This is a genomic window from Streptomyces sp. NBC_00335 (assembly GCF_036127095.1).
GTDB lineage: Bacteria > Actinomycetota > Actinomycetes > Streptomycetales > Streptomycetaceae > Streptomyces.
Map to the genome: position 1 here is coordinate 3813280 of NZ_CP108006.1, position 13912 is coordinate 3827191.

8 protein-coding genes are annotated in these 13912 nt (G+C 72.3%); all 8 read right to left on the reverse strand.

The window, feature by feature from the left end; genetic code table 11:
• Nucleotides 1–56 precede the first annotated feature (56 nt).
• Nucleotides 57–3302: a dTMP kinase gene (gene tmk, locus OHA37_RS16995; protein ID WP_266906080.1), complete on the reverse strand. Its 3246-nt coding sequence runs from the start codon at nt 3300–3302 to the stop codon at nt 57–59.
• A 285-nt stretch (nt 3303–3587) separates the two neighbouring features.
• Nucleotides 3588–6410, reverse strand: coding sequence for a type I DNA topoisomerase (topA, locus tag OHA37_RS17000; RefSeq protein WP_266906082.1), 2823 nt, complete (start codon nt 6408–6410; stop codon nt 3588–3590).
• A gap of 488 nt (nt 6411–6898) precedes the next feature.
• Nucleotides 6899–7096, reverse strand: a complete 198-nt coding sequence (locus tag OHA37_RS17005; protein WP_266906084.1) for a hypothetical protein — start codon at nt 7094–7096, stop codon at nt 6899–6901.
• 180 nt (nt 7097–7276) lie between these two features.
• On the reverse strand, nt 7277–8848 hold the full coding sequence (locus tag OHA37_RS17010; RefSeq protein WP_266906086.1) for a DUF7059 domain-containing protein: 1572 nt from the start codon (nt 8846–8848) through the stop codon (nt 7277–7279).
• Between the two features lie 232 nt (nt 8849–9080).
• A complete protein-coding gene (locus tag OHA37_RS17015; RefSeq protein ID WP_266906088.1) occupies nt 9081–9647 on the reverse strand; it encodes a small secreted protein in 567 nt (188 codons plus the stop codon).
• Between the two features lie 158 nt (nt 9648–9805).
• The gene (locus OHA37_RS17020) at nt 9806–12223 is read right to left on the reverse strand and encodes a sodium-translocating pyrophosphatase (RefSeq protein WP_266906090.1); all 2418 of its coding nucleotides are present in this window, start codon (nt 12221–12223) and stop codon (nt 9806–9808) included.
• Nucleotides 12224–12953: 730 nt separating this feature from the next.
• Nucleotides 12954–13394, reverse strand: coding sequence for an ATP-binding protein (locus tag OHA37_RS17025; protein WP_266906092.1), 441 nt, complete (start codon nt 13392–13394; stop codon nt 12954–12956).
• A gap of 101 nt (nt 13395–13495) precedes the next feature.
• Nucleotides 13496–13837 (reverse strand): anti-sigma factor antagonist BldG, encoded by a 342-nt coding sequence (gene bldG, locus OHA37_RS17030; RefSeq protein WP_243339893.1) that lies wholly within the window; start codon nt 13835–13837, stop codon nt 13496–13498.
• Nucleotides 13838–13912 lie beyond the last annotated feature (75 nt).

A 13912-nucleotide genomic window follows, 5' to 3' on the forward strand; every position in this document is an offset into this window, starting at 1 on the left:
TGTGGCGGCTCCCACTGACAATCCCCGCCGTCGCCGCCGTCACCGCGTCAGCACCGTCAGCGGCGGCGCGGCCCCCGGCCCTGCTCGTCCTCGTCGTCCCGGCGCCGTCCCAGCAGTTCGTCCGCCAGGGTCGGCAGATCGTCCAGCGGAGTCTCCTCCGCCCAGTCCGAGCGGGGCCGTCGCGGCCTGCCGTCCTCGGCGGGGAGCGGCAGTTCCCGGGTCGCGTCGTTGCCGGAGTCGCGGAAGATGCCCGGCGGGACCCGGTCGGCCGGGTTCTCCTCGGGGCGCTGTGCCGTGGGCCGCGACGCGGAGTACGAACCCCTGGGCGCCGCCGGCCGCGTCGCCGCGGCCTCGTCCGCACCCGTGGGGCGTACGGGCGGCAGGACCGCCGTCTCGTCCGCGGGACCCGTCGCCCGGACGGGCGGCAGCACAGCCGTCTCGTCCGCCGGACCCGCCGCCGGATCGGCCTTCGGGACCGGGACCGTCTGGGTGACGTCGTCCGGCTGCACGACCCGCCTGACGACCGGAGTCTCGATCGTCACGGCCTCGTCGTGGCGCGGGTCCTTGCGCAGATCGGCCTTGGGCGCGGAAGCGCCGGAAGCCGCCGGGGCAGCCGCGGGAGCCGCAGGGGCCGCCGGGGCAGCCGCAGCGGCCGCCGGAGCCGCAGCCGCGGCCGAGGCAGCAGCCGCCGCAGCCGCAGCGGACTTCGCCGCCGCCTCCGCCGCCGAGGCCTCGGCCAGCCGCCGCGCCTCCTCGGCCTTCAGCAGGGCCTCCTCGGCCCGCCGCTGCTTCTCCAGCCGCCGCTCCTCGGCCTCGGCGTGCAGCCGGGCCTCTTCCTCCGCCTGCTTGCGCAGCCGCTCGGCCTCCACCGCGCGGGCCTTCTCCTCGGCCTCCAGCCGCAGTCGCTCGGCCTCGGCCCGCGCGCGGGCCTCCTCCTCGGCGCGCAGCCGCTCCTCGCGCTCCTTGCGGGCGGCCTCGGCCTCGGCCGCGATCCGGGCCTCTTCCGCCTCGCGGGCCTTGCGTGCCTCTTCCTCGGCCAGCAGCCGGGCTTCCTCGGCCTTGCGCGCCGCCTCTTCCTCGGCCTTGCGCTTGGCCTCCTCGATGGCGAGCCGGCGGGCCTCCGCCTGGGCGGCCACCTCGGCCTCCGACAGCGGGAGCATCCGGTCCAGGCGGTGGCGCACGACGGTGCTGACCGACTCCGGGTCCTGGCCCGCGTCGACCACCAGGTAGCGCCCGGGGTCGGCCGCGGCCAGGGTCAGGAATCCGGCCCGCACCCGCTGGTGGAACTCCGCCGGCTCCGATTCCAGCCGGTCCGGCGCCTCCGTGAACCGCTCGCGGGCCGTCTCCGGCGACACGTCGAGCAGCACGGTCAGATTCGGTACGAGGCCACTCGTGGCCCAGCGCGAGATGCGGGCGATCTCGGTCGGGGACAGGTCCCGGCCGGCGCCCTGGTAGGCCACCGAGGAGTCGATGTAGCGGTCGGTGATGACCACCGCGCCGCGCTCCAGGGCGGGGCGTACGACGGTGTCCACGTGCTCGGCGCGGTCGGCCGCGTACAGCAGGGCCTCGGCGCGGTTCGACAGGCCCGCGGAGGACACGTCGAGCAGGATCGATCGCAGCCGCTTGCCGACCGGGGTGGCCCCGGGCTCGCGCGTGACGACGACCTCGTGACCCTTGGCCCGTATCCAGTCGGCCATCGCCTCCACCTGGGTGGACTTGCCGGCGCCGTCGCCGCCTTCCAGGGCGATGAAGAACCCTGCGTCGGACGCGGCCTGGACCGGCTCCCCGCCGCGCAGCGCCTCGCGCAGGTCGCGGCGCAGCGGTACGCCGGCGCGGTCGTCGGCCTTGGCCAGGACGATGACGGCGACCGGCAGCAGCAGGGCGCCGACCAGCATCAGCGTGAAGGCCGCGCCGCCGTGCGCGAAGACGACCTCGCCGGCGGCCAGCCGGTGCGGTCCGATCAGGGCGGCCAGCAGCGGGGCGGCCACGGCGCCGACGGCCACGGAGACCCGGACGACGGCCTGCAGGTGCTCGGTGACCCGGGCCCTGCGGAACTCCTCGGTCTCCTGGTCGAGCAGCGTGTGCCCGGTGTTCGCGGCGACGCCCGCGGCGGTGCCGGCGAGCAGCGAGAGGAACACCACCGTCGAGGTGTCCGGCACCAGCCCGGTCAGCAGCAGCGCCAGCCCGGCCACGCCGACGGCCAGGGCCAGCAGGCGGCGCCGGGACAGGGCGGGGAGGACCTTGCCGGCCTGGGTGGCGCGGATGCCCAGAGCGGTGCCGCCGAGCAGGGCCAGTACGAACAGCGCGAACGCGGCCGCTCCGCCCCCCAGGTCGGTGGCGTGCAGGACGGCAACGGCGGCGGCGGAGGCGACGGCTCCCGCGACGGCTGCGCAGACGAGGACGAGCAGCGGGATGGCCCCCGTACGCCCCTTCTCCGGCCGGTCCCCCGCCTTGGGGGCGCGCAGGCCCTCCAGCGGGGAGCGCGGACGCGGGGTCTTCGTGCCGGGCAGCACCAGCGGGAGCAGCAGCGATACGGACGCCGCGAAGAGGCCGGAGGCCACGTACGAGCCCAGGGCCGCCTGGTTCTCGGCGAACCAGCCGATGCCGAGGCCGAGTGCATTGCCGATCAGGGTCGCGGCGAGCAGCGCGGCTGCGGCGACCGGCATGGCCGCGAAGGCGGTGCGCAGGTTCAGCCGGCGCAGTGCGTCGAGGTGGTCGGGCAGCGGCCGTACGGTCGCGCCCTCGGGCGGCGGCGTCGGCAGCAGGCCGGGCGCGGCGCTGTCCCTGGCCAGCCCCCACAGCCGCTCCGCGGCGCCGGAGACGAAGACGGTGGCGAGCAGGGCGATCAGCGCGTGCGGGCCGATCCAGTCGAGCCACAGCGGGGCCACGACGAAGAGGCCGAGCCGCAGCCCGTCGGCGCCGATCATCGTCCAGCGGCGGTCCAGCTTGCCGCCGGGGGCGGTGAGCTTGGCCAGGGGGCCGAGGAGGACCGCGCCGAAGAGGACGGTGGAGAGCACGCGGACACCGAAGACGGCGGCGACGGCGAGGGCCCAGCCGGTGTAACCACCGCCGAAGGGCTCCTGCTCCACGGCCGTCTGGAAGACCAGCAGCACCAGGACCAGCAGGGCGAGGGCATCGCCGATGCCGCTCACCAACTGCGCGCTCCACAGACGGCGCAGCCCGGGGGTGCGCAGCAGGGCGCGCACCGCCCGCTCGCGGGAGTCCGCGGCGAGGGCTTCGTCGTAGGTGGGGGCGGTGTCGGTGGTGGCGGTCACGACCGTTGGCTGCTCGGCTCGCGTCATCCGCCCAGCCTATCCGCTGTGCTTGGCGGGTGCGGAGCCCCTGTGGACAAGCTCCGGTGTGACCCCCGACCCACCTCCCGGGGCTTCGCCCGCGGGGTCCGTGCCGCCGCTGCGCGGGGCATGTCCCCCACCCGCCCTTCCACCGTTCCCCGGGCTCCGCCCGGACCCGGAAAGATCCTGGGGCTCCGCCCCGGACCCCGGTCCTCAACCGCCGGACGGCTGAAACAGCGAGGGCCCGTGCGCATTGCACGGGCCCTGCCGGTGACTACTCGTCCGCGACTACGACTACTCGTCCGCCGCAGCGGCCGCCGTCTTCTTCGCGGCCGTCTTCTTGACGGTGGCGGTGGTCTTCTTCGCCGCCGTCGCCTTCTTCGCCGTCGTCGTCTTCTTGGCGGCAGCCGTCTTCGTCGCCGTCGCCTTCTTCGCCGGGGCCTTCTTCGCGGGCGCCTTCTTGGCCGTCTTCTTCACCGGGCCCTTGGCGCGCTTCTCCGCGAGCAGCTCGTACCCACGCTCCGGCGTGATCGTCTCGACGTCGTCGTCCCGCCGCAGCGTCGCGTTCGTCTCTCCGTCCGTCACGTACGGGCCGAACCGGCCGTCCTTGACGACCACGGGCTTCTCGCTGACCGGGTCGGTGCCCAGCTCCTTCAGCGGCGGCTTCGCGGCCGCGCGCCCCCGCTGCTTGGGCTGCGCGTAGATCGCGAGCGCCTGCTCCAGGGTGATGGCGAACAGCTGGTCCTCGGTCTCCAGCGACCGCGAGTCCGTGCCCTTCTTCAGGTACGGGCCGTAGCGGCCGTTCTGCGCGGTGATCTCCGCGCCCTCAGCGTCCACGCCCACGACCCGGGGAAGGGACATCAGACGCAGTGCGTCCTCGAGCGTGACCGTGTCCAGGCTCATCGACTGGAACAGCGAGGCCGTCCGCGGCTTCACCGCGTTCTTGCCGGTCTTCGGCGTGCCCTCGGGCAGGATCTCCGTCACGTACGGCCCGTAGCGACCGTCCTTCGCGACGATTTCGTTCCCGCTGATCGGGTCCTTGCCCAGCTCGAACTCGCCGCTCGGCTTCGCGAAGAGCTCCTCCGCGTACTCGACCGTCAGCTCGTCGGGGGCCAGCTCCTCGGGTACGTCCGCCCGCTGGTGGCCCTCGGCGTCCTTCTCGCCGCGCTCCACGTACGGCCCGTAGCGGCCGACGCGCAGCACGATGCCCTCGCCGACGGGGAAGGAGGAGATCTCCCGGGCGTCGATCGCGCCCAGGTCGGTCACCAGCTCCTTCAGGCCGCCGAGCGCGTCACCGTCGGCCGGTACGACCTCGGTCGCGTCCTCCGCGCCGAAGTAGAAGCGCTTGAGCCACGGCACGGACTGGGCCTCGCCCCGCGCGATGCGGTCGAGGTCGTCCTCCATCTTGGCGGTGAAGTCGTAGTCGACGAGCCGCCCGAAGTGCGTCTCCAGCAGGTTGACCACGGCGAACGACAGGAAGGACGGCACGAGCGCCGTGCCCTTCTTGAAGACGTACCCGCGGTCCAGGATCGTGCCGATGATCGACGCGTACGTCGACGGCCGGCCGATCTCCCGCTCTTCCAGCTCCTTGACCAGCGAGGCCTCGGTGTAGCGGGCCGGCGGCTTGGTCGAGTGGCCGTCGACCGTGATCTCCTCGGCCGACAGCGCGTCGCCCTCGGCGACCTGCGGGAGGCGCTTCTCACGGTCGTCGAGCTCGGCGTTCGGGTCGTCCGCGCCCTCGACGTAGGCCTTCATGAAGCCGTGGAAGGTGATCGTCTTGCCGGACGCCGAGAACTCGGCGTCGCGGCCGTCCGCCGACCGTCCGCCGATCTTCACGGTCACCGAGTTGCCGACCGCGTCCTTCATCTGGGAGGCGACGGTGCGCTTCCAGATGAGCTCGTACAGGCGGAACTGGTCGCCGGTCAGACCGGTCTCGGCCGGGGTGCGGAAACGATCACCCGAAGGACGGATCGCCTCGTGCGCCTCCTGCGCGTTCTTGACCTTGCCCGCGTAGACGCGGGGCTTCTCCGGCAGGTACTCGGCCCCGTAGAGCTGCGTGACCTGGGCACGGGCCGCCGACACCGCGGTGTCGGACAGCGTCGTGGAGTCGGTACGCATGTAGGTGATGAAGCCGTTCTCGTACAGCTTCTGCGCCACCTGCATCGTCGCCTTCGCACCGAAGCCGAGCTTGCGCGAGGCCTCCTGCTGGAGCGTCGTCGTACGGAACGGGGCGTACGGGGAGCGGCGGTACGGCTTGGACTCGACGGACCGGACGGCGAACGAGGTCTCGGTCAGCGCGGCGGCCAGCGCCCGTGCGTTCGCCTCGTCGAGGTGCAGCACCTCGCTCTTGAGCTGCCCGGTCGAGCCGAAGTCGCGGCCCTGCGCCACGCGCTTGCCGTCCACCGTGTTCAGGCGGGCGACCAGCGTGGAGGGGTCGGAGGCGTCACCGGCGCGGCCGGTGGCGAAGGTGCCGGTCAGGTCCCAGTACTCGGCCGAGCGGAAGGCGATGCGCTCGCGCTCCTTCTCGACCACCATGCGGGTCGCCACCGACTGGACGCGGCCCGCCGACAGCTTCGGCATGACCTTCTTCCACAGGACCGGCGAGACCTCGTAGCCGTAGAGGCGGTCGAGGATGCGGCGGGTCTCCTGGGCGTCGACCATGCGCTGGTTGAGCTCGCGCGGGTTGGCGACGGCGTCGCGGATCGCGTCCTTGGTGATCTCGTGGAAGACCATCCGGTGGACGGGGACCTTGGGCTTGAGGACTTCCTGCAGGTGCCACGCGATGGCTTCGCCCTCGCGGTCCTCATCGGTGGCGAGGAAGAGTTCGTCGGACTCGGCCAGCAGCTCCTTGAGCTTCCTGACCTGGGCCTTCTTATCGGCGTTGACGACGTAGATCGGCGCGAAGTCGTGCTCGACGTCCACACCGAGGCGACGGACCTCGCCCGTGTACTTGTCGGGAACCTCGGCCGCGCCGCTGGGGAGGTCGCGGATGTGCCCGACGCTCGCCTCGACGACGTATCCGGGGCCGAGGTAGCCCTTGATCGTCTTCGCCTTGGCAGGGGACTCGACGATGACGAGTCGGCGGCCGCCCTTTGCGGTCTCGCTAGTCGGGGACAACTTGGCTCTTCTCTCCGGTCGGCACTCGGTCGCAGTACGGCGACGCTGCGGAGTGTGACGGTACAACCCGCCCCCGTGTCAAACGGCAGAAGCCCGCAACGGCCACTCGAACGGTAACCCGACAAGTGCCATTTCTGCCGCCCGGATGCCACGGCAGGCCCTGCGCACTCACCGCGCAGAGTGGCCGAAGGGCCGTCTGGCCCCGCCCCGGCACCCCGCTTCACGTCGTTCTTTACGATCCTGCGCACATTCCGGACGAGCGGAGGAAACCCGGCGCGCCGCCGGCCGTGGGCGACATCCGGCCGATTCCGCGGCCCCGATCCCCCGGCCTCACCCCACCCGGACCGATGCACCCGCTCCCACCAGGGGCGATACCGCCCCGGCCCACCGGGGCCCACTGCCGCGGAGCCCGAATGCCGGGCAGCCCGGGGCGGTGCGGAGCCCCCGGGCCCCGTGAGCTTCGCCTCAGCGAGCCCCCGCGCCCGCACTCACAGCCGGCCGAGGCACCAGAGGCCGAGGGCCAGCGACACCCCGCCGGCGAGCAGTGCCACCGGTACGGCAACGACGGGGCGCACACCCTCGGCCACCGGCGCGCCTCGTAGGGCGCGCGCCCCCGTCCAAGCCGACAGAGCGGCCCCGAACAGCAGGAACACGGCTGCCGCGAAGATCGCCGGACCGTGTTCCATGCCGTTCCCCTCATCCCCCCGGGCCGCTCCCGGGATCCCCCCGGATCCCGCTGAGGAGAGGGTTTCAGCCGATGGGGGACGGCAGGCGAACCTGGGGTTACATCCCGGCTCCGGCTGCCCGAGGCCCGCCGCGGCTCCGGACCGCACCGGGCGCACGGCGGCGCACCGCGCCCGCCGTCCCTACTCCCCGGGGGCTTCCGCTCCGGCTTCCGCGCCCGCGTCCGCCCCGGTCAACGGCTCCAGGAACCCCTGCTCCACGAGCATCCGGATCGCCTCGGGCGTCCGGTCCCGCAGAACCACCGGGTCCTCCTCCACCAACTGGGCGATGGCGTCCAGAATCCGCCCCGCGCTCAGTGATCCGTCACACACCCCGGCGAAGCCGGCGCCGACCGTGTCGACCTTGGTGGCGCGCCGCATGCCCCGGTTCTGCCGGAGCACGACGTGCTCCGGATCCTCCGCGCCGGGCGCTCCGACCTGCTCCTGGACGACCTCCGCGGTCAGCCGGAAGTAGCCCGCGAGCAGGGCCGCGTCATCGTGGTCGCGCAGGTAGTCCTGGCGCGCGAAGTGCTCCAGGACGGCGTCCCCGAGCGGCTGCTCCACCGAGTGCGGCCACTCCTCGACCACGACCGACGGCTCGGCCGCGTCGCTGCGCCGCAGCGTGATCCAGCCGAACCCGACCGCCTTGGTCTTGCGGGCTTCGAACTCGTCCAGCCAGTCCTCGTACCGCTGTTCGTACTCGGCGGGGTCGGTCCGGTGGTCGCCGGCGTCGCGCAGCCACAGCTCCGCGTACTGCGTCACGTCCTGCACGTCGCGCTGCACGATCCAGGCATCGCAGCCGCGCGGCACCCAGGCCCGTACCCGGTCGTGCCAGTCCTCGCCGTCCACGTGCTGCCAGTTGCCCAGGAACTGCGCGAATCCGCCCGGGTTGAGCCGGGCTCCGGCCTCCTGGACCAGGGTCCGGCACAGGTCGTCGCCGCCCATCCCGCCGTCCCGGTACGTCAGCCGGGCTCCGGGGGAGATCACGAAGGGCGGGTTCGACACGATCAGGTCGTACGTGGCCGCGCCGACCGGCTCGAACAGCGACCCGGCGAGCAGTTCCGCCTCGGGGGCCCCCGACAGCGCCAGCGTCAACCGGGTGAATTCCAGGGCCCGCGGGTTGACATCGGTCGCCGTGACCCGGGTCGCGTGCTGGGCGGCGTGCAGCGCCTGGATCCCGGATCCGGTGCCGACGTCGAGGGCCGAGCCGACCGGCGTGCGGACGGTGATCCCCGCCAGCGTCGTGGAGGCGCCGCCGACACCGAGGACCACGCCCTCCTCGCGGCTGCCGATGCCGCCGGCCCCGCCGACGGCGCAGCCGAGGTCGGAGACGATGAACCAGTCCTCGCCGTCCGGGCCGCCGTACGGGCGCACGTCCACGGTGGCGTGCACCTCATCGCCCTCGCGCCGCAGCCAGCCGTCGGCCAGCGCCGCGTCCACGGGCAGGGCGCCCGCGGCATGTACGTACGGCACCGGCTGCCGCAGCAGGAACAGCCGGGTCAGGCTGGCGAGCGGCCCGTCGCCGTGGCTCCGCGTGGCGCGCAGGGCGGGGACCGTCTCGCTGCGGGCCAGCGCGGCGTACGCCGGGGCGCCGAGCAGATCGAGCAGCCCGTCGGCGGTGAAGCCCGCGGCGAGCAACGCGGCGCGCAGCTCGGCCGCGCGGGCCGACGAGGGGAGGCGGGCGGGCAGACCGGGGGGAAGGCTGGTGGTACTCACCCGCCCATTGTGGCCGCTGCCGCCGCCATTGCCCGCGCCACACGGCCTTCGGCGTGGGCGCCCGTCGCTCCCGCGAGCTCCCGGCCGGCGGCCGCACCCCGGGACGGGCCCCGGCCGGGCGCAGCTCCGTACGGCCGGGCCTGTCCCCGGACATGCCCCGGGGCGGCCGGGGTCCCGAAGGATCCCGGCCGCCCCGGTGGGTGCGGCGCCGCCGGCAGGGCGGCGGGCCGCGCTAGGACTGCGCCGGCGACGGAGTCGTCACCTGGCAGCCCTTCTGACTGTTCATCGCCTTGTCCAGCCCGCCCGCCTTGAGCTGGTCAAGGGCTTCCTTGCCGCCCTTGGTCGCTTCCTCCAGGCCGCCGGCAACCTCCTTGAGGCCCTCGGCGAACTTGCCCTGGTCCTTGGCGTCGAGCGCGTCCATCTTCGTCTTCAGGGCGGTGTAGCCCGCCGACGTCGATTCGAAGCCCATGACCGCGGCGGCCTGGGTCTTCTCCCCGTCCTTGACGGGCGGAACTCCCGCGTTCGTGAGGGCCGTCCCCATCGCCTTGTACGACTCGGACATGGTCCCGAAGGCCGCCGAGTCGGTCGTCTGGACCTCCTCGGGCTTACTGCTCTCGGTCGCCACCCGCTTGATGTCGGCGTTCGCCTGCTCGATCTTCGTGAGCTCTGGCTGCCAGCTGTCGCAGACCTTCTTGGCCCAGGCGTCGGTCTTCTTGTCGCCGTCGTCCCCGCCGCAGCCGGACAGGACGAGCATCAGCACCGCAGCGCCCGATACCGCGGCCGCAAGCTTCTTGTTCACCGGATTGGTCCCTTCGAAGGCTCTCGGCCCGGAAGATACACGCCCACCATCCGGGAAACGCAATGGCGGACGGACGGCGCGTCAGTCCGCGCCCCCCGTCCGCCATTCGGGCGTACGGTCGAGTCGAGCCGGGCCGGTTCAGGCCCGCGACGGCCGTCTCAGGAAGAGACCACCGCTGCCGGGTCGGCCTGCTGGCCCACCCGCTCCGCGGTCGCGCCCTCGCCCTCCCCGTCGTCGCCCACGGCGATGCCGCGGCGCTTGGAGATGTACACCGCGCCGACGATGACGCCGATCGCGAGGACCGCGACGATCGCCCGCACGGTCGGGCTGGCGTCGTCGCCGTAGCTGAACTGCACGATCGCGGGGGCGATCAGCAGCGCCACCAGGTTCATGACCTTGAGCAGCGGGTTGATGGCGGGACCGGCGGTGTCCTTGAAGGGGTCGCCGACGGTGTCGCCGATGACGACGGCCTCGTGGGCCGCGCTGCCCTTGCCGCCGTGGTGTCCGTCCTCGACGAGCTTCTTCGCGTTGTCCCACGCGCCACCGGAGTTGGCGAGGAAGACCGCCATCAGGGTGCCGGTGCCGATCGCGCCGGCGAGGAAGGAGCCGAGGGCTCCGACGCCGAGCGTGAACCCGACGGCGATCGGGGTGAGGACGGCGAGCAGCCCGGGCGTGGCGAGTTCGCGCAGCGCGTCCTTGGTGCAGATGTCCACGACGCGCCCGTACTCGGGCTTCTCGGTGTAGTCCATGATCCCGGGGTGCTCCCGGAACTGGCGGCGCACCTCGTAGACCACCGCGCCCGCCGAGCGGGACACGGCGTTGATGGCGAGGCCGGAGAACAGGAACACGACGGCCGCGCCCAGGATCAGCCCGACCAGGTTGTTGGGCTGCGCGATGTCCAGGCTGAGGTTCATCTCCCCGGCGGTCTTGGCTCCGACCTCCCTGACGGCGTTCGCGATGGCGTCGTTGTACGAGCCGAAGAGCGCGGCCGCGGCGAGCACGGCCGTGGCGATGGCGATGCCCTTGGTGATGGCCTTGGTGGTGTTGCCCACCGCGTCCAGGTCGGTGAGCACCTGCGCGCCGGCGCCCTCGACGTCCCCGGACATCTCCGCGATGCCCTGGGCGTTGTCGGAGACCGGACCGAAGGTGTCCATGGCGACGATGACGCCGACGGTGGTGAGCAGGCCGGTGCCGGCCAGCGCCACGGCGAAGAGCGCCAGCATGATCGAGGTGCCGCCGAGCAGGAACGCCCCGTACACGCCGAGACCGATGAGCAGCGCCGTGTAGACGGCGGACTCCAGACCGACCGAGATGCCGGCGAGCACGACCGTGGCGGCGCCCGTCAGGGAGGACTTGCCGATGTCCCGGACGGGACGGCGGTTGGTCTCGGTGAAGTAGCCGGTCAGCTGCTGGATCAGCGCCGCGAGCACGATGCCGATGGCGACGGCGACCAGCGCCAGGATCCGCGGGTCACCGGAGTGCCCGGAGATCGCGGCGTCTTCGACGCCGAGGAGCTCCTTGTAGGTGCCCGGCAGGTACGCGTAGACGGCGATCGCGACGAGGACCAGCGAGATGGCCGCGGAGATGAAGAAGCCGCGGTTGATGGCGGTCATTCCGCTGCGGTCGGTACGCCGCGGGGAGACCGCGAAGATGCCGATCATCGCGGTGACGACCCCGATGGCGGGGACGATCAGCGGGAAGGCCAGGCCCAGGTCGCCGAAGGCGGCCTTGCCGAGGATGAGGGCCGCCACCAGGGTGACGGCGTACGACTCGAAGAGGTCGGCGGCCATTCCCGCGCAGTCTCCGACGTTGTCGCCCACGTTGTCGGCGATGGTCGCGGCATTGCGCGGGTCGTCCTCCGGAATGCCCTGCTCGACCTTGCCGACCAGGTCGGCGCCGACGTCGGCGGCCTTGGTGAAGATGCCGCCTCCGACACGCATGAACATCGCGATGAGCGCTGCGCCGAGGCCGAAGCCCTCCAGGACCTTGGGCGCGTCGGCGGCGTAGACGAGCACGACGCAGGACGCGCCGAGCAGGCCGAGGCCGACGGTGAACATGCCCACCACGCCGCCGGTGCGGAACGCGATCCGCATGGCCTTGTGGGAGACCTCGGTCAGGTCCTTGGCGGGCTCGCCCTCGGCGGGGGTGGCCTCGCGTGCGGCGGCGGCGACGCGGACGTTGGCACGGACCGCGAGGCGCATGCCGATGTAGCCGGTGGCGGCCGAGAAGATGGCGCCGACGAGGAAGAAGGCGGAACGTCCCGCCCGCTGCGACCAGTCGTCGGCGGGGAGCAGGAACAGCAGGAAGAACACGACGACGGCGAAGACGCCGAGCGTGCGGAGCTGCCGGCCGAGATAGGCGTTGGCGCCTTCCTGGACGGCTGCGGCGATCTCCTTCATCTTGTCGGTTCCCTCGTCGGCGGCGAGGACCTGGCGGACCAGGATCTGCGCGACGACGAGCGCGGCGATGGCCACGACCGCAATGATGATCACGATGAGCCGATTGTCATCGGTGAGTACTGCGGATGCCAGGTCAGTGGTGCGACCGGGCGCGATAGGGGTGAAGAGCCCCGTCATTCGTCCTCCTTGACGTGATGAGCTCAAGATGTGGACGGATTGTAGGGAGCGCGACCCGATCAAAACAGTACGCAGGAAACGGAATTGGCCCGCACTTGCTCCTCACCAATAGATCTGGTCACTCCAATACCCTCGAAAGCGGTAACGGGGCAAAAGCATTGACGCTTGATCAGCGATCCGGAAATCCGCCGGAGAACGATCACAGAATGGATCTACGGGCACGGAAAAAGCCCTGCTCGGCAGGGCTTGAATAAGATCAGAAGATACGTCGGCACGCGCGGCGGAACATCATCGGTGCCCACATCCGCGGCGCTTCCAACGCCTTACCGGCACCCGCCCGGTCCCCCGTCGCCAGACGACCGGACGCCGAGAACCGCCCGCGGCCAAGCCCGACCTTCACCCGAAACAGGCGGGGAAGCACCAAACCCACGAGACGGGACGAGAACCCGCCGAGCCCCACGAGAACCCGCCGGGCACACGAGAACCCGCGAGGCCGCACCCGCCCCCCACGAGGCGGCACGAGACGCGCCGGGCGGGCACGAGGGGCCCGCCGGGGCGCGAGGCCCCCCGGGCAGCACGAAAACCCGCCGGGCGGCACAGGGCCACCCGGCGGGCACGAAGCGAGTACGACGCGAGTACGAAGCGGTTGGCAGCGAGCCGTGACCGGCTGCGGCGCTGGGGCAGCGCCCCGTGACCGGCGGCGGTCGAGCCGCAGCCGGGCAACCGCCGGCTACGGCAGCTCGGAGGTCCCCGAGACGGGCCAGCTCATCCGGATGGTCCCGCCGGCTTCCCCGCTGATGACGTCGACGTCGTCGACCAGGCCGCTGATCACGGCAAGGCCCATCTCGTCCTCGCCCTCGATGTCGGGGTCCAGAACGGCATCGATTCCGGGCACGGCGGCGGACGGACCGCCGGCCGGTCCGGGTACTTCGTCGCTGACCGCGATGGAGAACACCTTCTCCTCCTCGGTCAGCACCACCCGGACGGGCGCGGTGAGCCCGTTGCTGCGATGCAGTCCGACGGCACGCGAACAGGCCTCGCCCACGGCGAGGCGGACCTCGTCGAGGACGGCTTCCTCCACACCGGCCCGCCGCGCCACGGCGGCCGCGACCAGGCGGGCCGTCCGGACGTGTTCGGGCTGGGCGCTGAAGCGCAGTTCAACGGTGGCCATGCGCGTCCCCCTCGGACTACGGGCGTGCCTTACAGGGGCCCGGACCGCTTGTGGCCCGGTACCCCCCGCTCCATCTTCGGCCGTTTCGCCGCCGAGCGCCGTCAGTCGGTGGCGTTGACGGCGTCTTCCACCGAGTTGTGGATCGGAAACACCTTGGTCAGACCGGTGATTCGGAAGATCTTCAGGATGCGCTCCTGGTTGCACACCAGACGCAGCGAGCCCTCGTGCGCACGGACGCGCTTGAGGCCTCCCACGAGCACACCAAGTCCGGTGGAGTCGAGGAAGTCCACTCGCTCCATGTCGACAACCAGGTGGTAGCTGCCGTCGTTCACCAACTCGACCAACTGCTCGCGCAGCTTGGGCGCGGTATACACATCAATCTCGCCACCGACCTCCACGACCGTACGGTCGCCGACAGTGCGAGTCGACAGGGACAGGTCCACGGATCCTCCAGCACCTTGCTATCGAGCGGCGCCCCCCAGGGGCCTCCCCACCCGAAGGTAGAAGAGGGATTGGCT

Coding starts and splice junctions, on each gene's coding strand:
- tmk (WP_266906080.1), bottom strand. CDS start 3,302: ATGACGCGAGCCGAGCAGCCAACGGTCGTGACCGCCACCACCGACACC.
- OHA37_RS17005 (WP_266906084.1), bottom strand. CDS start 7,096: ATGGAACACGGTCCGGCGATCTTCGCGGCAGCCGTGTTCCTGCTGTTC.
- OHA37_RS17020 (WP_266906090.1), bottom strand. CDS start 12,223: ATGACGGGGCTCTTCACCCCTATCGCGCCCGGTCGCACCACTGACCTG.
- OHA37_RS17025 (WP_266906092.1), bottom strand. CDS start 13,394: ATGGCCACCGTTGAACTGCGCTTCAGCGCCCAGCCCGAACACGTCCGG.